The organism is Kineosporia sp. NBRC 101677 (assembly GCF_030269265.1).
Taxonomy (GTDB): domain Bacteria; phylum Actinomycetota; class Actinomycetes; order Actinomycetales; family Kineosporiaceae; genus Kineosporia; species Kineosporia rhizophila.
The window spans coordinates 78,180-104,129 of sequence record NZ_BSTA01000004.1; the positions used below are offsets into that span (position 1 = coordinate 78,180).

Consider the following 25,950-nt stretch of genomic DNA (forward strand, 5'->3'; position numbering starts at 1 on the left):
CCGTTTTCCCCGTGAAACCTGGCCAAGACCGTAGGACGGGGGTGCGCGGCTTTCGCTGGAACCGGGGGTAATCCAGTGAACGGGGGACGAGGGTTTGGGGCGCGTCGCCGTCGAGGTGAGGCTGGTGGGGTGCGGGGGTATCGGTGGCGCAACGCGCCGGATCCGGAACAATCGCGGCCATGACAGCTGCTCTGCCCCTTTCCTGCGGATCCCTGGAGGCGTCGTGTTCGCGGCGCTGACCGGTTCCGGCCTCGCGGCGGCGGCCGGGCTGAACGCCTGGATCCCGTTCATGCTGGTGGCCCTGACCGCCCGGACCAGCGACCTGATCGAGCTGCCGGGCGACTACGACTGGGTGATCAGCGACTGGGCGATCGGGGTCGGGGCCCTGCTGCTGCTGGCCGAGCTGGTGCTGGACAAGGTGCCGGTGGTGGACCACTTCAACGACCTGGTGCAGACCGCGGTCCGGCCGACCGTGGGCGGGCTGATCTCCAGCGCCACGTTCAGCGCCCAGAACCTGGACAACAGCCAGTGGATGCGCGACAACCCCTGGGCCGGGGCGGTGATCGGCGTGGTGGTGGCCGGGCTGACGCACGCGACCAAGTCGGCCGCCCGCCCGGTGGTGAACGTGAGCACGGCCGGGGTGGGGGCGCCGGTGGTCTCGACGGTCGAGGACGTGCTTTCCCTCGTGCTCAGCGTGCTGGCCGTCTTCGCGCCGGTGCTGATCGTGATCGCGCTGATCCTGCTGGCCTGGCTCATGTTCGTGATCTGGCGCAAGTGGGCGGCCCGGCGACGGCGTCGGGAGGCCGCAGTGGCGGGCGGCACCTGAGGCTGCGAAGCCGGTACTTCGGGACGATTCGCCCACCTGGACGGCTGCCTAGCTTGCTGGTGTGCATCTTGTCGGTCAGCTTCTGCTCCGGGCCGCGGTCACGGTGATCAGCGCCGGGTTCACGCTCTTTCTCTGGTTCGTCTTCCTGGTGTTCTTCTCGGGGGACTGGTTCAACGGCGTCTCGGCCATGTGCCGTAACGGTGTTCCGGACTACCCGCCGATGAAGGAGCGGTTGTTTCCGCTCTCGCAGGCGTGCGTGTACACCGACGGCCGGACCGAAGAACTGGTGCCGTGGATCGCCAATCCGGTGATCGCCCTGGCCGGTGCGCTGACCCTGTACTGCCTCTTCCGGTGTCTGCGAACGGTGAACGAGATGGTTCGGGCGGTGGCCGGGTACGCGAGGTCGTTGCGGGCCTGACCCGCCGCTGAGGCGAAGGTGCGAGGGTGGGCGGATCTCGGTGGCGGGACCGGTGTCGCCTACTCGCCGCGGACACCGTCGATCGCCTCGCGGATCAGGTCGGCGTGGCCGTTGTGCCGGGCGTACTCGTCGACCAGGTGCAGCAGGACCCAGCGCAGTGACACGGTGCGGCCGTTGACCGGGTGCACGACCGTGTCGCCGAGGGTGAGCCCGGTGGTGATCCGGCGCGAGTGGGCGACCTGCTCGCGCCACGTGGCCAGGGCGGCTGGGCCGGTGGCGGTGGCCAGGTGCACGAACTCCTCCTCCGCGTCGTCGGTCTCGGTGTAGAGCTCGGGCGGGTTCTCGTCGGCCAGGACGACCTGGAAGTACCAGCGCTCGACGGCGGCCAGGTGCCGGAGCAGACCGAGCAGGGTGAGCTGCGAACTGGGCACCGGGTGGCGCCGGAGGTCGGCGTCGGCCACCCCCGCACAGTTGCGCACCAGGGCCTCGCGCTGGAAGTCGAGGTAGCCCAGCAGCAGGGCGCGCTCATCGGTCGAGGCCGACAATTCCCATCGTGAATCGTCCATGAGCACAGCGTGCCGGAGGGGTACGACAAAATGGACTCGTCTCACCCTCCGGGGCCGATCCGTAGCCTGCGGTGAAAAGACGCGGGCGACCCTTGTGCTCAGGCTTAACACAGGTCACCTTGGTCTCTGTGACAACGGTGGCGGGTGCGCGTGAGTGGCCGGAACCAGCCACCCTCACCGGCGGCCGCTACCCCAAGCGGTCCGAGCTTCGCAGGGCCGAAGCGCGACGTGGCCATAACGGTTCGTCTGCCCGTCCCGCTGACAGCCGGCCGTCCGGTGCTCCGCACAGTTCGTTGCGTCCCCCGGCCGCCCCCGTAGCTGCCGCTCGCAGCGTTGAGGCCCACAAGCGTCCTCAGTTACAGCAGTTCCCGTACTCGCACCCGCCGGTCGCCGTGGCGCCTACCCCGGCGGTTCTCCCTATACCGCAAGCCAATCCGCGCCGCCCCGCGGGCATCGACGTACCCCTGCCGCCGCAGGTCTCCTCCGATCCATTCCGCAACCCCGCGCAGGCGGCGCCCATGGTGCCGATCGCCTTACCCGCCACTCGCCCGCCGTTAGGTAGGGGCGTTACCGGAGCCGCGCGTCTTCTGGTGATGGCTCTCGTCGTGGGTGCGCAGGGGGTCGGGGCGTCTTACCTTGCCGATCACGCCCTCCCACTGTTCGGCGATGGCGAGGGCGCTGCCTCGGCCGCCTTCGTGCTCAGCGATGAAGAGCGGCAGAACCAGGCTGCCGAGCGGGAGCAGGCCGAGGCCGAGCAACGGGCGGTTGCGGCAGCGGCGCAGGAGTCGGCTGCGCTCAACAGCGCGGTCAAGGAGGCCTCGCCGGCCAAGGCGGAGGCCGCGCTGGCCCAGTACACGCAGGCCAAGGCCGCGGCCGACCGGATCAAGGCGGCCGAGGAACGTCGTGAGCGGGCCCTGCGCAACGCCCAGCGCGACCCTCGGTCGGCAGCCCGGGTGATGCTCGAGGACCGGGGTTGGTCCTCGGCCGAGTTCTCCTGCCTGGACTCGCTGTGGACCAAGGAGAGCCACTGGAACTACCAGGCCACCAATCCCTCGTCCGGGGCCTACGGCATCCCGCAGGCCTATCCGGGCAGCAAGATGGCCTCGGCCGGTTCGGACTGGCAGACCAACCCGGTCACGCAGATCCGCTGGGGCCTCGACTACATCGCCGAGCGTTACGGAACCCCGTGCGCAGCCTGGAACTTCAGTCAGGCCCACAACTCGTACTAGCGGGTCAGTGTCACTCGGGCCACATCGGTGAAGCCTCGGCGGCGGTACCAGGACAGCGGCCAGTCGTCCTCGTCCGCCCCCACGATCACCGTGTTCACTCCATCGGCGTGCAGCTGGTGCAGGGTCGCGGCGAGCAGCGCATCGCCGAGGCCTTGCCCGCGCCAGGCCGGGAAGATGTCCACCTCCTGCAAACGTGCCCACCCACTTTCGCCGAAGTGACCGATCGAGCCAACCACCCCGTCCTCTGTTGTGTGCCCGAAATACATGGCCAGGCGCAGGATTGCGGTGCGTTGACGAAGAACCGCGACAATTGTGCGGGCTTGAGGTGGGGGTACGCCGAAACCGGCCTCTACCTCGATGCGCAGCTCCTCGTAGAGCCGCCAGTCGGCGGGGGAAGAGATTTGTTTCAGGGTGAGCTGTTTGGCGACAGGCGGCGGTTCGCCGGTGTGGGCCAGAAGAGCCTTACCTATGGACGGGTCGTCAGCCGCCAGTTCGCGGGTGAGGGGGAACAGCAGCCTTTCTGACGTAAGCGCCAGATGGTCGCTCATGCTCGCGGCCTGGTGGCCAGAAGATGTGCGTACGGACGGGTTTCGTGAGGTGGGTGCGGCTCGTGCACCAGGCGGGCCTGGACCTGCAGCCCGGCATCAGTGAGCGCCTGCTCCACCTCGTCCGGCACCAGGCGCTGCAACGGCAGCGTGACCGGATGGTCGAGCCAGCTGGTCATCCGGAGCGGCTCCTCGCGCACGCTGAAGGCCAGCAGGGCCACCCCGCCCGGCCGCAGCGCCCGGTGGAAGCCCTTGAAGGCCTGCGCAAGATGTTCTGCCGGAACGGTGTTGAACGAGAACAGGGCCACGATGCCGTCGAGGCTCAGATCGGTCACCCGCAGGTCGAGGACGGAGGCCTCGTGGAAGGACAGGTCCGGGTAGGTCTGACGGGCCTGCGCCAGCATGGCCGGGGAGAGGTCGAGGCCGAACGCGTCCAGGCCGAGTTCCCGCAGCCAGTGGGTGACGTGGCCGGGACCGCAACCCACGTCGGCCACCCGGGTGCCGCCGGCCTCGCGCACCAGCTCGGCGAACAGCGGCAGCATCGCCCGGTCGTAGGGCCGGTGGGCCAGCTTCTGGCTGCTGGCCTCGGTGTAGGCCTGCGCCACGGTCTCGTAGGAGTCGCGGGTGGCAGTCAGGAACTCGGGTTCGCTCACGAAGCCACGGTATGGTCCCGGCGACCACGCCGGTACTCCCGGGGCGAGACGCCGACCACCCGCTTGAAGGCCGTGCTGAGCGCGCTCTCCGAGCTGTAACCCACCTCGCGGGCGATCCGGTCGAGGGTCTGGTCACCCTGGCGCAGGCGTTGCGAGGCCAGTTCGATCCGCCAGGCCGTGAGGTACTCCAGCGGGCCCTGCCCGACCACCTGCTTGAACCGGGCCGCCAGCGAGGAACGCGAGACCCGGCTCACTGCGGCCAGTTCGGCCACCGTCCAGGCGTACCCGGGCCGTTCGTGCAGGGCCCGCAGGGCGCCGGCGACGAGCGGGTCGGACAGCCCGGCCAGCCAGCCGTGGACCTCGGCGGGGCGGTGCCGCAGGTGCAGGCGCAGCACCTCGATCAGCATCACCATGGCCAGGTGCTCGGCGATCGGCCCGGCCCCGAAGTCACCTCCGGCCAGTTCGGCGCCGATCTTGGCCAGGGCCCAGTGCACGGTCCCGGCCTCCGGCAGACCGCCCGGGACGTGCACCACCGGCGGCAGGTTCTGCAGGAGCACACTGCGGGCGCGCTCGTTGAACAGGAAGCCGCCGCCCAGCAGGAGCACGTCCTCGCCGTGCCCGGCCCGGGCCGGAGCGGGACCGGCCGCCGCGAAGATCGGGGCGGCCGCCAGCGCAGGCCGGTTCAGGTCGCTGGCCAGGACGAACGCCCGCGGTTGGGTGAGCAGGAAGCAGTCGCCCGGCGCCAGGTCGATCGGTGCGGGCAGGCCCTCCACCTGCAGCCGGCACCGGCCGCGTTGCACCGAGTTGAACTTGACCCCGAGGGGCGGCTCGAACCGCACCGCCCAGTCGCCGCCCGCCACCATGCCGCTGGAGAGGTAACTGGTGGCGCCGACCACCGAAAGAACGTCCTGAAGCGGATCCATGAGACCTCTCGCTGGACGATGGATGAAGAAGCCTGGACTCAGGAAGACGATAAGTCCACGAGACGGGTCGTTGTGCAGGACATGATCACGACTTCCTTCTCAGCCCGCACCACCGCGTCCGAAATTCTCGAGGGCGTCGACCTGACCGGCCGCCGGGCGCTGGTCACCGGGGGCGCCTCCGGCCTCGGGGCCGCCACGGTCCAGGCCTTGGCCGACGCCGGGGCGCAGGTCACGGTGGCCACCCGTAACCCTGACCCGGCCTCGTCGGCCGTCCGGCTGGACCTGAGCGACCTGCAGTCGGTGAAGGCTTTCGTGCAGAACTGGCACACCCCGCTGGACATCGTGGTGGCGAATGCCGGTGTGATGGCGGTGCCCACCCGCCAGGTCACCGCCGAGGGCTGGGAACTGCAGTTGGCCACGAACTTCCTGGGCCACTTCGCCCTGGTCACCGGCCTGCGCGAGCACCTGCGGCCGGGCGCCCGGGTGGTGGTCGTCAGCTCCGGGATCCAGCGGCAGGCGCCGTTCGACTTCGAGGACCCGCACTTCGAGCGCCGGGCCTACGACCCGTGGAGCGCCTACGCCCAGTCGAAGGTCGCCGACGTGCTCCTGGCCGTGGGGATCACCCGCCGGACGGGGGTGATGGCCAACGCCCTGAACCCGGGCTACATCCACACCAACCTGCAGCGCCACGTCGACGCGCAGACCATGCGCGCGCTGGGCGGGATGGACGAGGAGGGCAATCTGGTCACGCCGGACTACTACAAGACGCCCGAGCAGGGGGCCGCGACCTCGGTGCTGCTGGCCGCCTCACCGCTGGTCGAGGGCGTCGGTGGCCGGTACTTCGAGGACAACCAGGAGCTGCCGGTGGTGAAGGCGGACGCCGACGGGCCGGGTGTGGCCGAGTGGTCGGTGGACCCTGGGGCGGCCGACCGGTTGTGGGACTACGCGGCCTCGGTGGTGGTCAGGGCCTGGGGCGGGAGGTAGCAGATCGGATGGCTGAGCGGGGGCGGCCGTCGTAGCGTGCCAGCATGTCCAAGCTCCCTGCGACGGTCCTGGCCGACCTGCTGAACATCCGGTTCGCCGACGCCACGCTGGAGGAGGTGCTGGGCCAGTACGTCCGGATCGCGAAGGCCGGGGTGCCCGGGGTGGACGAGGCCTCGATCACCCTGATCCGGCAGAACCGGCCCTTCACCGCCGGCTACACCGGTGATCTCGCTCTGGCGGCCGACGAACTGCAGTACGAGCGCGGCTACGGCCCCTGTATCGACGCTGGTACGTCCGGCACCGAGCTGGTCATCCCGGACATGCGCGAGGAGACCCGCTGGCCGGACTACTCCGCGGTGGTGGTCGAGCGGGGAGTGCTCAGCTCCCTCTCGATCCCTCTGCCGGTGCAGACCGAGCTGGTCGGCGGGCTGAACCTGTACGCGCGCAAGCCCGGGGCGATGGGCCCGGAGTCGCTGGAGGCGGCCCGCGAGGTGGCTGCGCACATCGCCGTGGCCATCGGCAACGTGGTGTCGTACCAGGACAGCGCCAAGCTGGCCGCGGACATGCAGGCGGCGATGGCCAGCCGCGCGGTGATCGAGCAGGCCAAGGGGGCGATCATGGCGCAGAACCGGTGCACGGCCGACGAGGCGTTCGAGATCCTGCGGGTGGCCTCGATGGGCCGCAACGTGAAGCTGCGCGATCTGGCCACCGACATCGTCGAGAGGTTGCAGGCCCCGTCCGCCTGAGTCCTGACGCGGCTCAGCCGGCCGGGCCGATCACTGCCCGTTCCGTGGGCAGGGGGTTGTGCCGGACCTGAGCGGTCGTGCCCGGCCGCCGGGTCTCGGTGAAACGGCGGAACAGGATGGGGACGCCCACCGCGGTGCCGAGGTCGAGGCGGTCGCTGACCTGCAGGTGCAGATGCGGCTGGGTGGAGTTGCCGGAGTTGCCGCAGTCGGCCAGATGCTGGTGAACGCCGATCCGTTCACCTTCGGCCACCCGTAGCGACCCCCGCCTCAGGTGTACCAGGGCGAGGTAGGGCCCGGTGGGGGTGATTTCGACGATCAGGTGGTTGCCCGCGACGGCGGCCGGGCCCTGGGCGAGACGCCGGGCCTGGCCCAGGGCGTAGGGGATGAGCGTGAGCTGGGACCGGCGGGCCTCGTGGTCCGGCTCCCCGTCGTGGGCCCTCACCACCCGCCCGGCGATCGGCGCGAGCACCGGTCGGCCGAAAGCGTGGAACAGTTCTGGGGGTTCACTGGCCAGCAGGGTGCGCCAGGTGCGCCGGGACGCGCTGCGGTGCCGTTCGTCCACGGCCACGAAATCGATGGCGTACCGGCTCCCGAGCCGGTCGGTGCCGTGGCTGGGCACCCGCTCGGCCGGGCTGTTCTGCACCAGCCAGGAGCCGGTGAACGGCAGTTCGAGAACGATCGTCACCGGTCGAACTTTACGTCCGGCTTAGGGTGATCGAGAGCGGTTCGGGATCTAGGGTTGACCGCATGGCGATGACTCTCCCAGTCTCCGGGCTCGTGTCGGCCGGACCGGGCCACGACGGTGCCCCGGTCCGGATCGGATAGTTCGGCGCATGGGCCGCAGGGAGATCGTTGCGTTGGGCACCTCGTGCCAGGTGCCCACCCGCGAGCGCAATCACGTGGCCACGCTGGTGCGGCTGGGCGAGGTCAGTGTCCTGGTCGACTGCGGCGAGGGCACCCAGCGACAGATGCTGCGGGCCAGCGCGGCCAGTTCGCGGGTCTCGGCCCTGTGCCTGACCCACGAGCACGGCGACCACACCTACGGCGTGCCCGGTTTCCTCAACCGGCGGCGTCTGGACGGGGCGGTCGGCCCGCTGCCGATCGTGGCGCCGGAGGCCGCGCTGGAACGGCTCGATCTGCTCACCCGATTCGCCACCCGAGGCGATGTACCGCTGCACCGGTGGGTCCCCGCGCCTTCGGACGGCCTGGTCGAGGTGATGCGGCTGAACGAGTGGGGCGTCTGGACGGCACCTCTGAAGCACGGGGTACCCACGGTGGGCTACCGGTTCGTCGAGGACGACGGGCGGCGGGTGGTGCCGGAACAGGCTCGCGAGCGCGGGGTCTGGGGTCCGGAGATCGGAAGGTTGCAGCGGGGTGAGCAGATTCGCGGGGTCTCGCTCGACGACGTGAGTGTTCCCCGGCCCGGTCAGCGCATCGCCGTGATCATGGACACGGCGGTGTGCGACGGGGCTCTGGCTCTCGCGCAGGGGTGTGACCTGCTGGTCGTCGAGGCCACCTACGTGGAGGCCGAGGCCGCCCTGGCCGAGGAGAACCTGCATCTCACCGCCCGGCAGGCGGCCACACTGGCGGTGGAGGCAGGGGTTCGGCGTCTCGTGCTCACCCATTTCTCCTCACGTTACGGAGATCTGGACGAGCACGCCAAGGAGGCCGGGGCCATTCATCCCGACGTCGTGGTGGCGCACGATCTGCAGACGGTTGCGGTGCCTAGTCGACGTCTTCAGTAGCGCGGAACACGTTGCCCTCGCTCGCCGGGCTCGGCTTGCGGGCCAGGGCCAGGAGATTGAACAGGGGGCCCACCAGGACGTCGTAAAGCCTTGGCACAACGGTGAATCCGAGCCGCATCAGAGGGTTGAACGGGCCCACCGCGGCGTTGTGGCGGCGCTTGTCCACCACCCGCAGCACCTTGCGGGCCACCGCCTCAGGGCTGAGCACCGGCGGGGGAGGCGAGCCGGCCCGGCCCACGTAGGTGGCGGCCATCCGGTAGATGCGCGTGTCGATCCCGCCGGGCGACACCAGTGCCACGTGCACCTCGGGAGTCTTGCGGGCTTCCTGCTGCAGGGTGCGAGCCAGCCCGTGCACGGCCCACTTCGAGGTGGCGTACGCGCCCATGCGCGGGGCGGTGATCTGCCCTAGCACCGACCCGATGATCACCAGGCTGCCGCTTTTCGCCGGCTCGAAGACGCGCAGCGACTCACGCGCCACATTGGCGGTGCCGTGCACGCCGACGTCGACCACCCGTTCCCAGACGTGCCTAGGTACCTCGGTGAGCCTGCCGTAAGCCACCACTGCGGCGGTGTGGACCACCACGTCCAGGCCACCGAACTCCTGCACGGCCCGGTCCACGGCACTACCCACCGCCGCGCTGTCGCTGACGTCCACGACCTGGGTGAGGGCCCGGCCGCCCACCTTTCGGCAGCGCTCGGCCAGATTCTCCAGTTCGCCGGCGGAGCGGGCGGTGAGGAGGAGCGAGGCCCCGCGCTCGGCGTAGGCCAGGGCGACGGCGGTGCCGATCCCGCCGCTCGCGCCGGTGATCAGGACTACCGGTGGTGCCTGCATGAACGCCTCGTCTCGTGGTCGAACGGTCCCGGTCAGCCTGACAATCAAGGACGTCGGTGGCGACTTGGGAGGGCATCGCGGGCGGGCGGGTCGACTTGCAGGGCGGCCGGGCCCCTGCATCACTGATCACCATGTCCTCCGTCGTATCTGGGAAGAATCCGCCTGTCGTCGTGGTCACCGGGGCGAGCGCCGGGATCGGCCGGGCCACCGCGGTGGCCTTCGCCGCCCGCGGGGCGAAGGTGGCGCTCCTGGCCCGGGGTGAGACCGGTCTGGAGGGCGCGGCCCGCGAGGTGCGCGAGGCCGGGGGCGTGCCGCTGGTCATCCCGGTCGACGTGGCCGACCCGGAGGCCGTGAACGCGGCCGCCGACCGGGCCGAGGCCGAACTGGGACCGGTGGACATCTGGGTGAACTCGGCGTTCTCCTCGGTCTTCGCCCGCTTCGCCGAGATCAGCGCCGAGGAGGTGCGGCGGGTCACCGAGGTCACCTACCTGGGCACGGTCTACGGCACCCAGGCGGCGCTGCGGCTGATGAAGGCCCGCGACCGGGGCACGATCGTCCAGATCGGCTCGGCCCTGGCCTACCGGGGGATCCCGCTGCAGAGCGCCTACTGCGCGGCCAAGCACGCGGTGCAGGGCTTCCACGAGTCGCTGCGCATCGAGCTGCTGCAGGAGGGCAGCGGGATCAGCACCACGATGGTGCAGATGCCCGCGGTGAACACCCCCCAGTTCTCCTGGGTGCTCTCCCGGCTGCCGAAGCAGGCCCAGCCGGTGCCCCCGATCTACCAGCCCGAGGTGGCGGCCCGCGCGGTGCTGTTCGCGGCCGACCACCCGCAGCGCCGCGAGTACTGGGTGGGAACCGGCGCGGCCAAGACCATCCTGGGCAACGCCCTGATCCCGGCCGTGCTCGACCGTTACCTGGTGCGCACCGGCTTCGACTCGCAGCAGACCCCCGACCCGCGGCCCGCCGACCAGCCGACCAACCTGTGGGAGCCGGCCGACGGCCCGGGCGGGCGCGACTTCGGCTCGCACGGCATCTTCGACGACCAGGCCCGCACCTGGAGCAAGCAGCAGTGGGTGGCCCACCGGTTCGGTGAGCTCTCGGCCGCGGCCGGCGGCACGCTCGGCCCGGCCGCCAGCAACCTGGGCGCGAGCCTGATCGACATCGGCACCCGGGCAACTGGCAAGATCGGCGGCATGGTCACCGATGCCCGCCGCCGGCTGGGCGCTGCATGAGGCCCGGGGTCGTCGCGCTGACGGGGGCGGCCTTCGGGGCTGCGCTGCTCTGGCAGCCGCGCCGCGTCCTGGCGCTGACCGGGGCCGACCCGGATCTACCGGGTGCGGTCGTCGCCGCCCGGGTGCTGGGCGCCCGTCATGTGCTGCAGGCCGTGGCCATCAGCGCCGCGCCCACCCAGGCCGCCCGCTGGTCCGGCCGGATCGACGGCCTCCACGCCGCCAGCATGCTCGCCCTGGCCACCATCTCTCCCGAATACCGGCGCGCGGCCCTGGCCAGCGCCGGTATGGCGGGGGTGCTGGGCGCCGGAGCCACCCGGAGCGTGGGCTTCAGTTGATCGCGAGCTTTTCGATGCGGCCGGCCTGGACGGAGTAGAGGAAGGGCCCGGGCTGAGCACCGGCCCGGGCTATGGCCGGCAGGTTCCGCAGGTAGCACTGGGCCATCTCACTCGAACGCAGATTGGCGTTGGCGAGGCAGAAACACCGGGCCTGATGCTGGTGGATCATTGCCCGCTCCGCGGGTCGGCGACGGATCCGGTCGTCCTCCATGAACAGGATCCAGCCCTGCTGAGCGGCCTCCGCGATCCATGTGACATCTTCCACGCCCTCGTCCTGGGGTATGCCGTAGTACTCGGCGAGCGTGGTGAGCTGGACACCAGCCTCGCGGAGAAGCTGGGGCACGAGAATCCGCCCCAGACTGCGGTCTACGAAAACGTGAGGTAGTCGGGGCGCTCTCCGGCTCACGCGGCCGTGGGGCGGGACGCTGCGCGGACCGCGTCTTCCAGTTCGTCTTCGGGGACGCCGTACTCGGCTGACACCGTGGCCAGGGACTCTCCGGCCCAGAACAGCCCAAGCACATCTTCCAGGCGGGCTCCGCCCCGTTCAAAAGTCGGCTGGCCGAAGTTTCGACCTGGGGCAGCCACCACTTTGGCGCTGCCGAACCGGGGCAGACGTATGAGCTGTGCGAAGTCGTCGGACGCGAACTCGATCTGCTGGAGGTACTGCGCGACGACCTCGGTGAAGGCTCGCTGACCATGACGGACCACGACGAGTTGCCTGAGGGCCGAGGCATCTTCGGGATCCTTGCTGTGCCGGCCGAAGTCGTACAGCACCTCCGCGCCGTCGGTGTAGAGGCGCCGGGAGGCCAGGACATGGTCCATCCCGAACTCTGTCCGGAGCTGATCCAGAGCCGGCCTGATCCGCTGCAGCGGCACTCCGGACTTACGGATGCCGGCCAGGACGAGGCCCTCGGCCAAGCCGATGAACGGGACACTGGCCGATCCCCGCCCCTCCACCGGAATCCTGGTGACCGCGGCGGGCACGTTCTGCTGCTCACCGGTCTCCGCCGGCCGACGATGGCTCTGGGCCCAGGAGCGGAAGGTGGAGTTGCTGACGCCCAGGTACCTGGAAGCTTCGGCCACCGTGTAGAGGGGAAGGGAGAAGCGTTCGTCCGAGAGATCGTTCATCGACGTCGGGCCCTTCCCTCTCGGCAAGTAGCGGATTCTGTCCGGGGCGGACCGGTCCAGTATTCGCCGGCGAGCGTGCCGAGCGTCCGGCGCGTGTCTGCGCAGTTGAGCCCGCACCCACTTGCCGCCGTCTGCTGACGGGTCTTCGGTCGCTGCTGCACTGTCCATTAAACCGCACCCTCAAGGCCAGTATCGGATTATCCGATCTTACTACGGCTTGTCCGGGGCCATGGCGTGTGGAGTCAGGCGGTGGCGGTGTCCTGGTAGGTCTCGTCGCGGCCGGGGCCGCCGGTGATGGTGTCGTGGCCCTTGCCGCCGGCGATGATGTCGTCGCCGGTTCCGCCCTGTAGTTCGTCGGCCTGGTCGCCGCCCATCAGCATGTCGTCGCCGGGACCGCCCCGGATCAGGTTGCGGCCGCTCTCGTCCATCGCGGCGTCGGCCCCCGGGCCGCCGTCGAGGGAGTCGTCGGCGCCCTCGCCGTTGAGCACGTCGTTGCCCTGGCCGCCGGCGAGCCGGTCGTTGCCGTCGCCGCCGCTCAGGATGTCGTCGTCGGCCTCGCCGGCCAGCACGTCGGATCCGTCGCCGCCCTCGACGAGGTCGGCGCCTTGGCCGCCGAAGACCTGGTCGTCGCCGCGGCCCGCGTCGATCGAGTCGTCCCCGGAGCCGCCGCGCACGGTGTCGTCGCCCGGCCCGCCGCAGATGATGTCGTCGCCGGCCAGGCCCTCGATGGTGTCGTTGCCGCCCAGGCCCGCGATGACGTCGGGGCCATCGGTGCCGGTGAGCTGGTCGGCCCGGGCGGTGCCGACCAGGGTGGCCGGGGTGCCGAAGCAGGACACCTGGTGGACGTCGGCGGTGGACGGGGTGGGGGAGGCCTGGGCGGAGTTGACGGCCAGGAGCAGGCCGCCGATGCCGAGCGCGCCGGCGGTGAGGCCGGTGACGACGATGCGTGTGCTGCGAGCCATGGCTTTTCGTCCTTCGCTGCCGGAACGGGATGCCCCAAAGCTGTCGCGTGCGGCCCTGACCGCGCGTCCCTCCCAAGTCCCATCCGCGCTCCGGTGACGTTCCCGCTTTGGTCGCACTCGCGTCATCAATCGGTCTGGATACTCTCGGGGGTGCGTCCCTCCCCTCACGTACTGGACCTGTTCGCCGTTCCCGAAGACCTCGAGCCGCTGCCCGGCGGTCAGGGGCGCAGCGTGCGCGCCGGTGACCTGGTGCTCAGCCCCGAGCGCGACGCGCTGATCCAGGACTGGCTGAGCCCGTTGCTGGCCCGGCTGGCCGTTCGGCTCGACGTGGACCCGGCCCGGCATCCGCAGGACCTGCGGGTGGCCGTGCCGGTCCCGGCCCGCGACGGGGCCTGGGTGGTCGAGGGCTGGGCGGCCAGCCGCTACGAGCCCGGCTCGGTGGCCTGTCAGGATCTGGACGTCACCATCGCGGCCGGGCACCTGCTGCACGCCCGGCTGGCCTCGCTGGTTCCGCAGCGCCCGGTCCGGTTGCCCGAGCGCACCGATCGCTGGGCCCGGGCAGAGCGGGTCGCCTTCGGGGAGGCACCGGTGCCCGAAGGGCGGCCCGAGGTGACGGAACTGGTCGAACGCGCTCTGGCGGCCGCCGACCAGGAGAACACGATCGGACGGGACCAGCTGGTACATGCCGACCTGGCCGGAAACGTTCTGCTGGATGCGAACCGGGCCCCGGTCGTCATCGATTTCGCCCCGGCCTGGCGGCCGGTGCTGTGGGCCGATGCGGTGTGCGTGCTCGACAGCGTGCTGTGGCACGACGCCTCGCGCAAGGCCCTCGACGACTGGACGAGCGGTCCGGCCCGGGCGGCGATGTCGCGTGCGGTGGTCTTCCGGATGCTTTCGGACGATCCGGCGGACGTTGCTGCCTACGCGGACGTTCTCGGGGCGGTCGAGGTCTCGGTCTGACCTCCCGCCGGACCGGTCCGAACATCCTGAACGTTCGCAGCGCCGAACGAGGGGTTCGCTGCTTCGGCCCGGCTGTTCGGTGGGCCGGCCTGCCTGGCCAGTGGTCCGGGACGGCCGCGACCAGACCGGCCGCAAGGTGGCACTCGGTGTTTATCACTGGAGGCTCCTTGGCCAGGCGGCGGACGGGGACGGGTCTCTGATCGGAGAACTCGGCGGATCAGTGGGTTCCGGTCAGGTGCGGGGTCTCGGATGAAGACTTCGGGCAGGCCCGGGCAGCGGGCCAAGCTCAGCTGCACAAGGCGTTGTCAACGAGTCGGTCGGCCGCCTGCTGCTGGCTGGCCAGTTGCTCGAGGGAGCCGCCCAGGGCAGTGTTCATGGTGAGCACGACACTGCGCTTGCCGTCCTCGGTGGCGCCGGTGACGGTGATGAAGCCGGCGTCTCCGCCGTCGTGGCCCCAGTACAGTCCGCCGCACGACAGGGGACGGCTGATCAGCCCGAGACCGTAACGGGCGCCCGGCAGAAGGTGTTCGATGTCTTCGCTGACCGGCACCGTCCGGCGCATCATCGCCAGCTGGGCAGCGGGCAGGAGCTTGCCCCCGAGCAGGGCCCGGAAGAAGACGGCGACCTCGTGCGTGGTGGCCAGCACGGCATCCGGATCGGTGGTGACCTGCTCGGTGACATCGACCAAGCCGTGGTTCGGGAACTCCTGATAGGCCTGCGGATGCGGCTCGGGCAACGACGGTGAAGTTCCTGACCACACCAGCCTGCGCAGGCCGAGGGGGCCGGCGATGCGCTGTATGACGAGCTGTTGCAAGGGTTTGCCGCCGACCCGTTCGGCGATCTCGTCGAGCAGCAGGTAGCCGGTGTTGGAGTAGGACCAGTCGGTGCCCGGGGCGAAGTCTGGGCGGTGCTGCAGCGCCCGGTCGATCAGCTGATCACGGGTGTAGACGTCGTACCGCTGCTCGAGGTACTCGGTGGGACTGGTGTATCCGGGCAGGTCGTCGTGCAGGCCGCTGGTGTTCTGCAGCAGGTGCCGCACGGTGACCCGGCGCCCGTCGTTGCCGTTGCCCCGAACCCTTCCCGGTAGCCACTTCTCGACCGGATCGTCGATGCCCAGCCGGCCCTCGGCGACCAACTGCAGCACGACCACGGCGGTCAGCGACTTGCGGGTGCTGGCGATACGGAAGTAGCCCTGTCGGGGCATCGAGGTTCCGGCCTGATCGGCGGCACCGCTGGTGACCAGGGAACGCTTCCCGCGGTCGAGCAGCTCTGCCTGCACCCCGACGACCCCGAGGGCCGTGATGGCATCGGCGTCTGCCTGTAGGTGGGGGTGCGGGTGTGGGGCAGTGGCCGCGGAGGCCGGCGGAACCGCAACTGCGGTGAACGCAAGCCCGGCGAGGAGCAGTGCAGCGGTCGAGCGGCGGCGATGACGTCGTGAATTCATGCCACGACAGTAGTTTTCGCGATCCGAGCAGCGCAGTGCCCCGGGCTGTAGGTCATCGACTACAGCTGGCTGTAGTGCCAGTGGCCCGGCGAGGTCGGCAGACTGTTGCGCGTGCTGGGGGATGGGATGCGTGAGCGGGCGATCGACGCGGTGCGCGGCGTCGGGTACATCGAGGCCGGCCTGGCCCAAGGGGTGGCAGCGTTCCTGATGCTGCCGCTGCTGTGGCGCCCAGGGGTGTCGGTGAGATGGGCTGCCTTGCAGCAGGAGAGAGCCCGAGGGTTGCTGCGGTTGGCTGATCCGGTGGCAGGTGAAGGACGCGCAGGGCCGGTGCACGAGGTGCCGCAGGCTCAGCTGGTAAGTCGGTCGGGGCTCGGTCAGGGCGTCGGGCAGCCGAGTGGGGCAGGGCAAAAGGCGGGACGGGACCAGGAAGAAGACCGGGCAGTCGCCCGGGGCATGGAGGCCGAGCCTGGGCGGCAGTTGGGACAGGTAGACCAAGCCGGGCGGCTAGGGCAGGCGGGGCAGGTAGGGCGGGAGGGGGCGGCCGGGCGGTGGCGGGTGGCGGCCTGGGCGCTGGTGCAGGCGGTGGTGGGTACGGTCCTGGGCATCGTGGGGCTGCTGGTCGTCGGCAATGTCGTGCAGGCCGTCATGGCTGCTTCGATCTGGTGGCTGCTGAGCCCGGCCGATCCCGCGCGGCTGTTCGTCGAGGTCCCGGTCCGGAGTTGGCTCGTTGCCCTGACGCTCGCTCCGCTGCAGGTCCTTCTTCTGCTTTCCCTCACCCTGGCCACGGCCGGTCCGTTGGCCCGGGCCTACGCCCGCTGGTGCCTGGTCGTGCTCGCGCCGTCCGAGGCCGACCTGCGGGCCGGGCAGTTGGCCGAGCGGGTCGCGGTGCTCGCCGAGACCCGGGCCGATGTCCTGGATGCTCACGCGGGCGAGCTACGGCGCATCGAGCGCGACCTGCACGACGGCACGCAGGCCCATCTGGTCGCCATCGCGGTGCGGCTCGGAGTGGCCGAGAAGGCTCAGGCCCGGGGCGAACACGAGCGCGTCGGCGAACTGATCGGGCAGGCGCACCAGGAGGCGCGCACCGCGATGGAGTCGTTGCGGGCGGTGTTGCGCAGCGTGTATCCGCCGATCTTGGCCGACCGAGGTCTGCCCGGTGCGCTGAAGACGTTAACGGCCGGGTGCGCGGTGCCCACCCGGCTGGAGATGGACGAGGTCGGCAGGCTTCCTGCGGCTGTCGAGTCCGTCGTCTACTTCGTGGTGGCCGAGTCGCTGACCAACGTGGCCCGGCACAGCGGTGCTCAGGCGGCCGGGGTCGAGGTTCGTCTTCACCCGTCGTCGGGGTTGCGGCTGACGGTGACCGACGACGGTGCTGGTGCGGCCGATGCCCGAAGAGGGAGCGGCCTGAACGGGATGCGGGATCGAGTGCGTGCTCTGGACGGCAGTTTTCAGATCGACAGTCCGGCCGGTGGGCCTACAGTGATCCAGGTGGAGTTGCCATGCGGGTGGTGATCGCCGAAGACAACGTCCTGCTGGCCAACGGGCTCGAACTGCTCCTGGCCGAGGCCGGTTTCGAGGTGGCGGCCCTGGTCGGCGACGCGACCGCGTTCCTGTCCGCGGTCGAGGAGCACGAACCCGACGTCACCATCGTGGACGTGCGTCTGCCGCCGGGCTTCCGGGACGAGGGGATCCGGGCCGCCCTGGAGGTCAGACGGCGGCGTCCCACGTTGCCGATTCTCGTTCTGTCGCAGTACGTCGAGCAGCAGTACGCGGGCGAACTGCTCACCGCCGGGGGTGGCATGGGATATCTGCTGAAAGACCGGATCAGCCGAGTCAGCGAGTTCACCGAGGCCCTGCTACGGGTGGCGGGTGGCGGCACGGTGATGGATCCGGAGGTGGTGGCCCAGTTGCTGGCCAACCGTCGGCCCGGGCCGATCACCACGCTGAGCCCTCGTGAGCGGGAGGTGCTGGCCCTGATGGCCGAAGGGCTGGACAACCAGGCCCTTGCCGAGCGCCTTTTCATCACCGACAACGCCGTGCACAAGCACATCGGCAACATCTTCGCCAAGCTCGGCCTGGCGGCTTCGGAGAGCGGGCACCGGAGAGTGCGAGCCGTGCTCATGTTTCTGGAGGGCTGAGACCCGGGAGCGTAGGCCCTCCGCACCGCGTCCGGCCGGCGTGCTGGGCGCGGGGCCAAGTGCCCGACGGTGGACCTGCCCGAGCCCACGAGATGCGTTCCGGATCCGCCCGGGAGTAGAGGCCACAACCTGGCCGCTACCCCTGCGATGGTCCTCGTGTCGAAGCGGGAAACACCCGCTCAAGGAGGCAGATCATGAGCGTCACCACCACCGTCCACCTGAACTTCCGGGGCCAGGCCCGGGCGGCGCTGGAGTTCTACCAGTCCGTCTTCGGGGGCCGTCTCGCCGTGGCCACTTACGCCGACGCGCACCGGGTGCAGCGACCTGAAGAGGCCGATCAGGTGATCTGGGGAGAGGTTCAGTCCGAGGCCGGCTTCCACGTGATGGCCTTCGACGTGCCCGGCGACCGCGCCCACGACCCGGGTGTCGAGGCCGTGTTCGTGTCGGTGCGGGGGCAGGACGAGGACGAGATCCGGGGCTACTGGGACAAGCTCGTGGTCGGCGGTACGGTCCGGGAGCCGCTGGAGCCCTCCGGCTGGGCCAAGCTCTACGGCATGGTCGCGGACCAGTTCGGGGTGATCTGGGTGCTCGACGTCATGGCCCCCTTCGAGGGCTGAGCGCACTCCACCCGCTGCGTATCTCGTATGTTCGGATGATGAGCGCTCAGATCTTCCCCCCTCCCGCCGCAACCCCTGGCCGGTCACGGATGAACGTGGCCGCCCAGTGGGTCCGGTGGGGGGTGCTGGGCGCGTTCCTGGCCGCTTTCGTCCTTCTGCCGACCCTGGGCGAGCGGCAGGGGCGGCTGAGCAACCTGGAACGGGACATCGCGAGCGGCCGGGTGAGCGAGGTGGCGGTCAGCGGCGAGTGGATGGAGGGCGGCACCTTCACCCAGGGCATCCACTGGCGGGACGGGCTGATCCGCCGCTATGTCGAGGTGGTTTCCGGCGATGACCGAAGCGTCAACCGAGGCGCGCCGCGGATCGACGCCGAGGGTGCCGAACCGTACCTGCGCCAGCAGAATCCCGACCTTTCCATCACGACCGCCCCCGACCTGAACAGCTACGGCAGCATCTTCGGCTGGGATCATCTACCCGAGTGGCTCTCCGCCGCATACGTTCTGTTGTCAGTGGGCGTGCTGGCCCGCCTGATCGGTGGTCCGCAGCCCCTGCGGGCCACCCGCTGGGCCTGGTTCTGGCTGTGGACCACTCCACTGGGGGCGCCGCTGTTCCTCCTGCTGGCTCGCCCGGCGCCCTTCCTGCCCACCCCGAGGCCGGGCGCGCGCAGGCTGACCGGTGGCTACGCCTTCCTCCTGTTCCTGGTTCTGAGGTGGATCTTCTAGGCGCAGGACTTGACCCCGGCGCGCTGCCTGCCGATGGGAGAGAATGCCGGCCCAGGAGCAGGCCAGGGCCGTTTGTGCCGCCTACGAGCTGATCGAGGCCGCGCAGGACCACGACGTGTCCGAGGAACTGGCCGCGCTCGACGCCCAGGCCCGGGAGCAGGGCTGGGGCGAGGTGGTCCTGCTGATGCACTTCGCCCGTTCGCTGCTCGAGCGTGATGCCGGCCGCGACGACTCCGAACACGTCCGGGCCATGGTGCAGACCGTGCAGGAACTGGGCGATCCGGCTCTGGTGGCGCTCGGTCTGGCCACTACCGCGATGCGCGACGCGACGGTCGGCGCGAACCCGCTGGAGGCGCGCGTCGGAGCCGAGCCTCTGGTGCGCGCGGTCATCCTGCTCGACAGCGCTCACAGTCTCGTGGTGCACCGGGTGGCCGCCCGGCTGGAGGTCGCCGGGGGCTTCCACGCCCTGGGCCTGTGGCCGCTGGCCCACGAGCAACTGGCCCTGCTGGAGCCCCTGTTCAGGCAGGCCCACGATCCGCTCTGGGACGACGTGCTGCACCGGCAGAAGCGGGTGGTGCACGCGAACAAGATCGACATGGCCGTGGACGAGGCCTGCGCGCTGGCCGAGGTGGGTAAGTGGAAGGCCGCCGCGCACAATGCCGTCCGCCACCTGCCCGACGTCCTGACCCCGCTGGACGACGGCTGGGCCCCGAGCTGGGTGGCGATGGTCCACGCCTTCGCCGACATCTTCGCCGCCCTGGCCGGGCGCCCCTCACCGGCCGACCGCCGGATGATCGCCCAGCAGGCCCAAGGACAGGCCGACGATCCGAACCTGGCCATGCTGGCCGTGGCCGACGCGATCCGGGCCCACCAGGCCGGCGACGCGGCCCGGGCCGCCCGCCTCGCCGGGCCCTGTGCCGGTCCGGTCACCCCGAACGTCCCCATGCACGTGAGGTTGCTGGCCCTCAACCTGGCCGTCCGCGATCCGGGAACCCCACCGGCTGCACTCACCTACGCCTCGGAACTGGTTGCCCTGCGCTGGAACTCCCGGCTCAGCCGGCTCACGTCGATGCGCGCGGCGATCGATGCCGAGAGGCGCCGGGCGGAGCACGAGTTCCTGCGCGACCAGGTGCTGATCGATGAGCTGACCGGTCTGGGCAACCGGCGTGCCTACACCGCCTACCTGGAGCGGATCCGCCGCACCCTCGGCCCGCCCGGGAGCTCCCGGCGCCGTCGGTCCACCGAGACCGAGCTGGTCATCATGATGGTCGATGTCGACCACTTCAAGCAGGTCAACGACACCTTCGGTCACGACGTGGGAGACCAGGTGCTGCGCCGGATCGGCTCGATCCTGACCTCGCACGTGCGCTCGGACGACCTGGCGGCCCGGCTGGGCGGGGACGAGTTCGTGGTGGTGATGTGCCCGGACGTCCGGGGGATCGGGGCGGCCCGGGCCGAGGCCATCGTGAAGTCGGTCCGCGAGCATCCCTGGTCGGAAGTGGCACCCGGACTGAGCATCTCGATCAGTCTCGGCCTGCACCGGGGTCCGGCTGCCGACCTGTCGCACCTCACGGCCGAGGCGGACCGTCAGTTGTACGTGGCCAAGCGGGAAGGCCGAGGAAGGGTGGCGGGCGGCACCCCCTGATCAGTGGCTGGCGTAGTACTGGCCCAGCCGCTCGAACCCTTCTTCCAGCCCCACCGCAGGCGTCCAGTCGAGCACCGAACGCGTGTGCTTCTGATCGAACCAGTGTGCGGTGGCCAACTGTTCAGCCAGGAAGCGAGTGAGGGGAGGATCGTCGCGGCGCTTGCCGGCGGCCCAAACGCCTTCCACTGCAGCACCGGCCAGCCAGGCCACGCCGAAGGGGATGTGCAGGCTGGGCGGTTCGGCTCCGGCGGCCGTACATAGACGGGCGAAAAGATCGGCCACCGGCCGGGGTTCGCCATTGGTGACCACCAGGGCCTGCCCCCGCGCATGATTGATGCGGTCGAGGGCGGCAACCGTCGCGTCTACCGCATTGTCGATGTACGTGGTGTCGATCAGCGCTGCCCCGGAACCGATCAGGGGCAGGCGGCCGGCCTGGGCGCGCTGCACGATGCGGCCCACCAACTGCGTGTCGCCCGGCCCCCAGACCAGGTGCGGGCGGATGGCGACGACGGCGAGGTCGGGACCATTCGCAGCAAGGGCGAGCTGTTCGCCGGCAGCCTTGCTGCGAGAGTAGTTGCCGCGGGCGCGTTCCGGGTCGGCCGGGCCCGCGCCCGCACCGACCAGGGCGTGGCCGTGGTGGGCCACCGAAGGCGACGACACGTGAACCAGACGCGGAGTACCCGCGTGCTCAATGGCGTCCAAAAGATTCTGGACCCCATCGATGTTGACCGCCGCGTACTCGGCCCAGGGGCCGGTGACGTTGACCTTGGCGGCCAGGTGCACCACCGCGTCCATTCCTTCTACTGCTTTGAGGACGCTGGTGGCATCGGTGATGTCGCCGGTCACCTCCCGCACACCGGCCAAAGACGATGGGCGGCGCTGGAACACAGTGACCTCGTCACCGCGGTCGGCCAGCTTCCGGGCCACCCCACCACCGAGCAGACCGCTGGCGCCGGTGACCAGAACCCTCATCGGGAACCCGCCAGACGGCCTTCCGCCCAGCGGGCCACCTCGGTGCGATCGATCTTGGAGTTGTGCCGGATGTCGGTCTTCAGGCCGTCGGTGACCAGCACCGCAGCGAGTTCGACGCCGGCCACGGCGCGCACGGCGGCGGCCAGCTCGAGCGGGGCCACCCCGGCGGGGGCCTCGCCCTCGAGCACGGCGACGAGCTGTTGCGCGCCGGCCGGGCCGACCCCGACCAGGGCCGCCCGCCTGACCTGGGCCACCGTCTCGATGCGCTGCTCCACGCCGACCGGGGTGACGAAACCGCCGGCCGTGCCGAGCACGTGCACCAGCCGGCCCTCGACCCAGAGCCGGCCTTCGGCGTCGAAGTGCCCCACGTCGCCGGTACGGTGCCAGCCGTCTTCGGTGAACGTGGTGCGCTGCGTGTACCAGAGCTGGTCGTAGTGGTTCTTCACATGCCCGGCCCGCACCAGGATCTCGCCGGTGACCTCGGGCTTGTCGGTGGTCTCGGCGATGGCGGCGGTGCCGTCGGCCTGCAGCGGGCTGAGCGTGACCTCGACCCCGGGCAGGGGCCGGCCGACCAGCACACCGTTGCCCGGGCCGGCGGCCACCAGCTCGGTCAGGTCGACGTCGGTGACCAGCAGCGCCTCGGTCATGCCGTAGGGGGTGTGCAGGGCGGCCGCGGGCAGCAGGGCCTGCAGCGAGGTGAGGAGCGCGGCCGGGACCGGGGCCCCGGCCGAGAGCAGCAGCCGCACCTGGTCGAGCCCGCTGCGCTCGGCGGCGCCCAGCTCGACCGAGGTGTGCAGGACGTTGGCCAGGGCCGCGGGCGAGGCGAAGACCATGGTGGCGTCGATCGCGCGGACCGCCTGGGCCAGCGCGGTGGCGCTGAGTGTGCGCGGCGCGGTCACGTCCATGTCGGGCACCACCGAGGGCACCCCGAGGGCGGGGCCGAACAGCGCAAAGGGGGCGAAGGCGGCCACGAAACGGTCTTCCGGCCCCAGGTCGTAGGCGCGGGTCAGGGCGTCGCGGACGGCCTCGAGACGGCGGTGGGTGTAGACCACGCCCTTGGCCGGGCCGGTGGAGCCGGAGGTGAAGATCACCATGGCCTCGTCGTCCGGCGCCGGTTCGGGCGGCAGTTCGGTGACGGCCGAGTTCTTCAGGCTCTCGAGCGTGGTGCTGACGCCGAGGGCGCGGGCCCGGGGCGAGCCGGCCCGCAGGCCGACCGAGATGCGCCGGCCCGGCCAGCGCAGGGCGCGGGCGGCGAGCAGGCCCCGGTCGATGGCGATCACGTGCTTGATCGCAGCCCCGCGGATGGCCCGGTGCAGGCCCGGCAGACCCAGCCCGGCGTCGGCGATGACCGCGACGGCGCCGATGCGGGCGCAGGCGTAGAGCGCCACCGTGAGGTCGGCGCCGGGGGGCACGAGCAGGGCCACACGGTCGCCGGGGGCGACGCCGGAGGCGAGCAGGCCGGAGGCCACCCGCGTGACGTCGTTGGACAGCTGCAGCCAGCTGTGGGTGCGCCAACTGGCGGTCTGCGCGGTGCCGTTGCCGGTCGCCTCCACCAGGGCGGCAGTCAGGTCTTCGGCCCGCTCGGTCAGCGGCGCCCACAGGGGGCGGCGGTTCTCGGAACTCTCAGAACTCTCAGAACTCTCAGAACGAACAATGGACGATGTTTGCGCACCTACGGCGGTCGGGGGGCCGGAGGCGCCCAGGGTGGGCACCACCGCGTCCTCGAGCCACCGCCGAAGGGCGCCGGCCACGTCGGCGTCTTCGGCGACCAGGTGGCCGGCCTTCTCGAACCGGTGCACCTGGGCGTGCGGCAGGCGCTCGCGCAGGTCGCGCAGGTAGAGGTCGGTGAACACCGGGTCGCGCGGGCCCCACAGCATCAGCGCGGGCACGTCGGCGAGCCGGGGCAGGCCCTGCACGATGCTCTGCAGCGCGTCCCAGCTGGGGTGGCTGGGCGAGACCGGGATGTCTTCCACGAAGTGGTCGATGCCGGTGCGCCGCTCGGCCGTGCGGTACGGGTCGAGGTAGCCGGCCCGCACCGGGCGGCGCAGCAACGGGTGCGCGATGGCCAGGGTGCCCTGCAGGAAGATCGGGCAGGTGGCGGTGACCAGGCGGCGCACGCCGGGCAGCCGGGCGGCACCGATCAGGAACGGCAGGGCGGAGCCGGGCGGCTGGTGCACGGCGGTGTTGAGCACCGCGACCCCGGCCAGCTGGGCGGTGTTGCGGGTGGCCCAGCCCAGGGAGATGCAGCCACCCCAGTCGTGCCCGAGGGTGACCACCGGGCCCTTCAGCTCCAGCGCCCGGGTGAGCCGGTCGAGGTCGTCCAGCCGCAGGCCCAGCCGGCGCCGCACGCCGGTGCGCTCGGACCAGCCCATGTTCAGCTGGTCCATCGCGATCACCCGCCATGGACGCGGGCCGGTGGACAGGGCGGCGATGACGTGGCGCCACAGGTACGACGAGGTGGGGTTGCCGTGCACGCACAGCAGCGTCCCGACCGGCTCGGCCTCGAGCACGTCCTGGTTGTCGAGCACGTGCCAGGTGTGCACCGCGCCGGTGGCCTCGGCCACCCGCACCTTGCGCACCCAGCGCGGGTCGACCCCGTGCGCCGGGCTGCTCACTTCCGGGCTCACTTCCAGGCTCACCAGATCACCGGCAGGACCCCGGCGGTGAACCCGGCCGCGCCGCAGACCAGCAGGACCTTGTCGCCCTTGCTGATCAGCCCCTGCTCGGAGGCCAGGCTGAGGCCCAGCGGGATGCTGGCCGCGGCGTTGTTGCCGAACCGGTCGAGGGTGAACTCCACCTGGTCGGGGGAGTAGCCGATGGCCGAGCACAACGCCTGGGTGACGCCCTTGGAGACCTGGTGCGGGAAGATCCGCTTCACCTCGTCGAGCTTCCAGCCCAGCTCGTCGATCGACTTCTCGATCAGCGGCGGGATGTGCTCGATGGCCAGCGACTGCAGGCCCGCGCTGTCGCACTCGAAGAAGTAGCGCGAGTTGTCGTGCGGCATCAGGTTGCCGCCGGCCAGCACGGTGGACAGCTCCCACTTCGAGCCGTCGGAGACGAAGCGCCCGGGCAGCAGACCGGTGTTCTCCTCCTCGGTGGCCTCCAGCAGCACCGCACCCCCGGCGTCGCCCAGGGTGAGCGCGGCCAGCTTCTTGCGCAGGTCGTTGGAGCTCTCGATCGAGAAGTTGATGGTGGGGGAGAGCACCTCGCCGGCCACCACCAGGACCCGCCGCGCGCGACCGGTCTCGATCGCCGCGGCGGCGAAGTCCAGGCCGTTGAGGAAGCTGTTGCAGGCGTTCTTGATGTCGGCGAAGGTCGCGTTCCGCGCGCCCATCTTGTGCTGCACGATCGCGGAGGTGGCGGGCTCGGACACGTCGTGCGAGGCCGAGGAGTAGATCAGGAAGTCGACCGACAGCGGGTCGACGTCGGCGTTGCGCAGCGCGGCCAGCCCGGCCTGCGCGGCCAGGTCGGAAGAGGTGGTGCCGGGCACCGCGTGACGTCGCGCGCCGACCCCGGTGAGCCGCTCGACCAGGCCGGCCGGCATGGCGAAGCCGGGGCTGCGCTCGGTGACCAGGGCTTCGATCTCCGCCGAGGTGATCACGCCGTCCGGTATCGCGTGTCCGGTGCTCACGACCGCAGAATTGATCAAAGTTCTCTCACCTTGGCGACTGGGATTCGGATGGTCCGGTCCTGACTTCGGTGTCCCGCCGGGCCTGGGCCACCTGCCATCCTGACACGGAATCGGCATTCCGCTCGCGCGGGGCCGCCGATACGCGTGGTAGGTGCGGGTATGAAGTGACGACGAACCAGCGCCGCCCGGCGTTCCGCAGTGGTCCGCGGTGGCCCGCCGCCCGGCCGAGATCAAGTCGTTATATCGAAACCCTTGTTTTCGGGTTGCGGGGGTGGAGGCCCTCTCCGAGGCTGACAGTAGGTGGCGCGCCCCGTGCTCGCGCGAGGGCTCCCCGGCCGGCGGGACAGCTGATGTCTGCCTCTCCGATCTCCCGGTAGTTCCAGCGTCGAACATCCGCTACCCACAGGCATTCAGCGGTCACTGCGGTCGAATACGCCCGGCAATCGCTGAATCTCGTTCGGTCACGGATTCCCGTCACTGGATCGCAGGTGCCCGATCACAGAATCAGCCCAGGTCAGACGGTATTCGGCAAAGACTTGCGTCGGGCGGTACTGATGGAAGAGGATGATCAAAGCCTCAACTTCCAGGCGATCATGAGCACCACTGCCCGGAATTCGTCCGCTGCTTCATTGTTTCGGCAACCCGGTCGCCTCCTTCGTCCGGCGTGCAGGCCAGCGCCTCGGCCGGATCCCTCCCG

The 25,950-nt window shown here is 70.7% G+C and carries 27 protein-coding genes; 14 read left to right on the forward strand and 13 right to left on the reverse strand.

The genetic code is table 11. From position 1 onward, the window contains the following. Positions 1–223 precede the first annotated feature (223 nt). Positions 224–826 (forward strand): DUF4126 domain-containing protein, encoded by a 603-nt coding sequence (locus tag QSK18_RS12980; protein WP_232808917.1) that lies wholly within the window; start codon positions 224–226, stop codon positions 824–826. Positions 827–887: 61 nt separating this feature from the next. Then, the gene (locus tag QSK18_RS12985; RefSeq protein ID WP_285619120.1) at positions 888–1,244 is read left to right on the forward strand and encodes a hypothetical protein; all 357 of its coding nucleotides are present in this window, start codon (positions 888–890) and stop codon (positions 1,242–1,244) included. Positions 1,245–1,303: 59 nt separating this feature from the next. On the opposite strand, the gene QSK18_RS12990 is transcribed toward QSK18_RS12985, so the two are convergent. Beyond that, positions 1,304–1,810: a DinB family protein gene (locus QSK18_RS12990; protein WP_232808915.1), complete on the reverse strand. Its 507-nt coding sequence runs from the start codon at positions 1,808–1,810 to the stop codon at positions 1,304–1,306. 593 nt (positions 1,811–2,403) lie between these two features. Between QSK18_RS12990 and QSK18_RS12995 the strand changes: the two genes are divergently transcribed. Then, positions 2,404–3,039, forward strand: coding sequence for an aggregation-promoting factor C-terminal-like domain-containing protein (locus tag QSK18_RS12995; protein WP_285619122.1), 636 nt, complete (start codon positions 2,404–2,406; stop codon positions 3,037–3,039). Here the strand turns inward: QSK18_RS12995 and QSK18_RS13000 are convergent. Genes QSK18_RS13000 through QSK18_RS13010 form a run of 3 tightly spaced genes read right to left on the reverse strand, consistent with a single transcriptional unit; the run spans position 3,036 to position 5,160 of the window. Beyond that, positions 3,036–3,587 (reverse strand): GNAT family N-acetyltransferase, encoded by a 552-nt coding sequence (locus QSK18_RS13000; protein ID WP_285619124.1) that lies wholly within the window; start codon positions 3,585–3,587, stop codon positions 3,036–3,038. The two genes, QSK18_RS12995 and QSK18_RS13000, sit on opposite strands and share 4 nt — an antisense overlap. Beyond that, on the reverse strand, positions 3,584–4,237 hold the full coding sequence (locus QSK18_RS13005; protein WP_285619126.1) for a class I SAM-dependent DNA methyltransferase: 654 nt from the start codon (positions 4,235–4,237) through the stop codon (positions 3,584–3,586). The genes QSK18_RS13000 and QSK18_RS13005 overlap by 4 nt, the downstream gene beginning before the upstream one ends. Continuing rightward, positions 4,234–5,160: an AraC family transcriptional regulator gene (locus QSK18_RS13010; protein WP_232808911.1), complete on the reverse strand. Its 927-nt coding sequence runs from the start codon at positions 5,158–5,160 to the stop codon at positions 4,234–4,236. The genes QSK18_RS13005 and QSK18_RS13010 overlap by 4 nt, the downstream gene beginning before the upstream one ends. Positions 5,161–5,241: 81 nt before the next feature. Here QSK18_RS13010 and QSK18_RS13015 point away from each other — a divergent pair, with 81 nt between their 5' ends. Both QSK18_RS13015 and QSK18_RS13020 read left to right on the forward strand, forming a co-directional pair. Continuing rightward, on the forward strand, positions 5,242–6,144 hold the full coding sequence (locus QSK18_RS13015; protein ID WP_285619128.1) for an SDR family NAD(P)-dependent oxidoreductase: 903 nt from the start codon (positions 5,242–5,244) through the stop codon (positions 6,142–6,144). 44 nt (positions 6,145–6,188) lie between these two features. After that, positions 6,189–6,890 (forward strand): GAF and ANTAR domain-containing protein, encoded by a 702-nt coding sequence (locus QSK18_RS13020; protein WP_232808909.1) that lies wholly within the window; start codon positions 6,189–6,191, stop codon positions 6,888–6,890. A 13-nt stretch (positions 6,891–6,903) separates the two neighbouring features. On the opposite strand, the gene QSK18_RS13025 is transcribed toward QSK18_RS13020, so the two are convergent. After that, complete coding sequence (locus QSK18_RS13025; RefSeq protein ID WP_285619131.1) at positions 6,904–7,575, reverse strand: M23 family metallopeptidase; 672 nt, start codon at positions 7,573–7,575, stop codon at positions 6,904–6,906. Between the two features lie 148 nt (positions 7,576–7,723). Between QSK18_RS13025 and QSK18_RS13030 the strand changes: the two genes are divergently transcribed. Further along, positions 7,724–8,635 carry a ribonuclease Z gene (locus QSK18_RS13030; RefSeq protein WP_232808907.1) on the forward strand — a complete coding sequence of 304 codons (912 nt, stop codon included), beginning with the start codon at positions 7,724–7,726 and terminating at the stop codon, positions 8,633–8,635. On the opposite strand, the gene QSK18_RS13035 is transcribed toward QSK18_RS13030, so the two are convergent. Further along, positions 8,616–9,467, reverse strand: coding sequence for an SDR family NAD(P)-dependent oxidoreductase (locus QSK18_RS13035; RefSeq protein WP_232808906.1), 852 nt, complete (start codon positions 9,465–9,467; stop codon positions 8,616–8,618). The genes QSK18_RS13030 and QSK18_RS13035 overlap by 20 nt on opposite strands. A 131-nt stretch (positions 9,468–9,598) precedes the next feature. Here QSK18_RS13035 and QSK18_RS13040 point away from each other — a divergent pair, with 131 nt between their 5' ends. Together QSK18_RS13040 and QSK18_RS13045 are read left to right on the forward strand one after the other, a co-directional pair. Then, a complete protein-coding gene (locus tag QSK18_RS13040; RefSeq protein ID WP_269809614.1) occupies positions 9,599–10,699 on the forward strand; it encodes an SDR family oxidoreductase in 1,101 nt (366 codons plus the stop codon). Then, the gene (locus QSK18_RS13045) at positions 10,696–11,034 is read left to right on the forward strand and encodes a hypothetical protein (RefSeq protein ID WP_232808904.1); all 339 of its coding nucleotides are present in this window, start codon (positions 10,696–10,698) and stop codon (positions 11,032–11,034) included. The genes QSK18_RS13040 and QSK18_RS13045 overlap by 4 nt, the downstream gene beginning before the upstream one ends. Here QSK18_RS13045 and QSK18_RS13050 read toward each other — a convergent pair. The 3 genes from QSK18_RS13050 to QSK18_RS13060 all read right to left on the reverse strand — a co-directional run bounded on the left by QSK18_RS13050 (position 11,027) and on the right by QSK18_RS13060 (position 13,124). Then, positions 11,027–11,440: a PIN-like domain-containing protein gene (locus QSK18_RS13050; protein WP_285619135.1), complete on the reverse strand. Its 414-nt coding sequence runs from the start codon at positions 11,438–11,440 to the stop codon at positions 11,027–11,029. The two genes, QSK18_RS13045 and QSK18_RS13050, sit on opposite strands and share 8 nt — an antisense overlap. After that, positions 11,437–12,162, reverse strand: coding sequence for a MerR family transcriptional regulator (locus tag QSK18_RS13055; protein WP_285619137.1), 726 nt, complete (start codon positions 12,160–12,162; stop codon positions 11,437–11,439). The genes QSK18_RS13050 and QSK18_RS13055 overlap by 4 nt, the downstream gene beginning before the upstream one ends. 242 nt (positions 12,163–12,404) lie before the next feature. Continuing rightward, entirely contained in the window at positions 12,405–13,124 is a 720-nt protein-coding gene (locus QSK18_RS13060; RefSeq protein WP_285619139.1) for a calcium-binding protein, read from the reverse strand. Between the two features lie 150 nt (positions 13,125–13,274). On the opposite strand from QSK18_RS13060, the gene QSK18_RS13065 reads away from it, so the two are divergent. Continuing rightward, positions 13,275–14,084 carry a hypothetical protein gene (locus QSK18_RS13065; protein WP_285619141.1) on the forward strand — a complete coding sequence of 270 codons (810 nt, stop codon included), beginning with the start codon at positions 13,275–13,277 and terminating at the stop codon, positions 14,082–14,084. A 286-nt stretch (positions 14,085–14,370) separates the two neighbouring features. Here the strand turns inward: QSK18_RS13065 and QSK18_RS13070 are convergent, their stop codons facing one another. Further along, positions 14,371–15,528 carry a serine hydrolase domain-containing protein gene (locus QSK18_RS13070; RefSeq protein WP_232808899.1) on the reverse strand — a complete coding sequence of 386 codons (1,158 nt, stop codon included), beginning with the start codon at positions 15,526–15,528 and terminating at the stop codon, positions 14,371–14,373. A gap of 111 nt (positions 15,529–15,639) precedes the next feature. Between QSK18_RS13070 and QSK18_RS13075 the strand changes: the two genes are divergently transcribed. From QSK18_RS13075 to QSK18_RS13095, 5 genes are all read left to right on the forward strand, one after another. Beyond that, positions 15,640–17,040, forward strand: a complete 1,401-nt coding sequence (locus QSK18_RS13075) for a sensor histidine kinase (protein ID WP_285619142.1) — start codon at positions 15,640–15,642, stop codon at positions 17,038–17,040. Continuing rightward, the gene (locus QSK18_RS13080; RefSeq protein ID WP_285619143.1) at positions 17,028–17,666 is read left to right on the forward strand and encodes a response regulator; all 639 of its coding nucleotides are present in this window, start codon (positions 17,028–17,030) and stop codon (positions 17,664–17,666) included. The genes QSK18_RS13075 and QSK18_RS13080 overlap by 13 nt, the downstream gene beginning before the upstream one ends. A gap of 194 nt (positions 17,667–17,860) precedes the next feature. After that, positions 17,861–18,283, forward strand: a complete 423-nt coding sequence (locus QSK18_RS13085) for a VOC family protein (protein ID WP_285619144.1) — start codon at positions 17,861–17,863, stop codon at positions 18,281–18,283. Between the two features lie 38 nt (positions 18,284–18,321). After that, positions 18,322–19,005: a hypothetical protein gene (locus QSK18_RS13090; protein ID WP_285619145.1), complete on the forward strand. Its 684-nt coding sequence runs from the start codon at positions 18,322–18,324 to the stop codon at positions 19,003–19,005. 43 nt (positions 19,006–19,048) lie between these two features. Continuing rightward, complete coding sequence (locus QSK18_RS13095; RefSeq protein ID WP_285619146.1) at positions 19,049–20,650, forward strand: GGDEF domain-containing protein; 1,602 nt, start codon at positions 19,049–19,051, stop codon at positions 20,648–20,650. On the opposite strand, the gene QSK18_RS13100 is transcribed toward QSK18_RS13095, so the two are convergent. The 3 genes from QSK18_RS13100 to QSK18_RS13110 are packed head-to-tail and all read right to left on the reverse strand — an operon-like array spanning position 20,651 to position 25,253. Beyond that, on the reverse strand, positions 20,651–21,622 hold the full coding sequence (locus QSK18_RS13100) for an NAD-dependent epimerase/dehydratase family protein (protein WP_285619147.1): 972 nt from the start codon (positions 21,620–21,622) through the stop codon (positions 20,651–20,653). Then, positions 21,619–24,261: an alpha/beta fold hydrolase gene (locus QSK18_RS13105; protein ID WP_285619148.1), complete on the reverse strand. Its 2,643-nt coding sequence runs from the start codon at positions 24,259–24,261 to the stop codon at positions 21,619–21,621. Before QSK18_RS13105 ends, QSK18_RS13100 begins: the two co-directional genes overlap by 4 nt. Beyond that, a complete protein-coding gene (locus QSK18_RS13110) occupies positions 24,258–25,253 on the reverse strand; it encodes a 3-oxoacyl-ACP synthase III family protein (RefSeq protein ID WP_232808891.1) in 996 nt (331 codons plus the stop codon). The genes QSK18_RS13105 and QSK18_RS13110 overlap by 4 nt, the downstream gene beginning before the upstream one ends. Positions 25,254–25,950 lie beyond the last annotated feature (697 nt).

Bases quoted from the DNA above. Each gene is read 5' to 3' on its own strand.
- QSK18_RS12990 (WP_232808915.1), bottom strand. From the start codon at position 1,810: ATGGACGATTCACGATGGGAATTGTCGGCCTCGACCGATGAGCGCGCC.
- QSK18_RS12995 (WP_285619122.1), top strand. From the start codon at position 2,404: ATGGCTCTCGTCGTGGGTGCGCAGGGGGTCGGGGCGTCTTACCTTGCC.
- QSK18_RS13000 (WP_285619124.1), bottom strand. From the start codon at position 3,587: ATGAGCGACCATCTGGCGCTTACGTCAGAAAGGCTGCTGTTCCCCCTC.
- QSK18_RS13010 (WP_232808911.1), bottom strand. From the start codon at position 5,160: ATGGATCCGCTTCAGGACGTTCTTTCGGTGGTCGGCGCCACCAGTTAC.
- QSK18_RS13015 (WP_285619128.1), top strand. From the start codon at position 5,242: ATGATCACGACTTCCTTCTCAGCCCGCACCACCGCGTCCGAAATTCTC.
- QSK18_RS13020 (WP_232808909.1), top strand. From the start codon at position 6,189: ATGTCCAAGCTCCCTGCGACGGTCCTGGCCGACCTGCTGAACATCCGG.
- QSK18_RS13030 (WP_232808907.1), top strand. From the start codon at position 7,724: ATGGGCCGCAGGGAGATCGTTGCGTTGGGCACCTCGTGCCAGGTGCCC.
- QSK18_RS13035 (WP_232808906.1), bottom strand. From the start codon at position 9,467: ATGCAGGCACCACCGGTAGTCCTGATCACCGGCGCGAGCGGCGGGATC.
- QSK18_RS13040 (WP_269809614.1), top strand. From the start codon at position 9,599: ATGTCCTCCGTCGTATCTGGGAAGAATCCGCCTGTCGTCGTGGTCACC.
- QSK18_RS13045 (WP_232808904.1), top strand. From the start codon at position 10,696: ATGAGGCCCGGGGTCGTCGCGCTGACGGGGGCGGCCTTCGGGGCTGCG.
- QSK18_RS13055 (WP_285619137.1), bottom strand. From the start codon at position 12,162: ATGAACGATCTCTCGGACGAACGCTTCTCCCTTCCCCTCTACACGGTG.
- QSK18_RS13060 (WP_285619139.1), bottom strand. From the start codon at position 13,124: ATGGCTCGCAGCACACGCATCGTCGTCACCGGCCTCACCGCCGGCGCG.
- QSK18_RS13070 (WP_232808899.1), bottom strand. From the start codon at position 15,528: ATGAATTCACGACGTCATCGCCGCCGCTCGACCGCTGCACTGCTCCTC.
- QSK18_RS13080 (WP_285619143.1), top strand. From the start codon at position 17,028: ATGCGGGTGGTGATCGCCGAAGACAACGTCCTGCTGGCCAACGGGCTC.
- QSK18_RS13085 (WP_285619144.1), top strand. From the start codon at position 17,861: ATGAGCGTCACCACCACCGTCCACCTGAACTTCCGGGGCCAGGCCCGG.
- QSK18_RS13090 (WP_285619145.1), top strand. From the start codon at position 18,322: ATGAGCGCTCAGATCTTCCCCCCTCCCGCCGCAACCCCTGGCCGGTCA.
- QSK18_RS13095 (WP_285619146.1), top strand. From the start codon at position 19,049: ATGCCGGCCCAGGAGCAGGCCAGGGCCGTTTGTGCCGCCTACGAGCTG.
- QSK18_RS13100 (WP_285619147.1), bottom strand. From the start codon at position 21,622: ATGAGGGTTCTGGTCACCGGCGCCAGCGGTCTGCTCGGTGGTGGGGTG.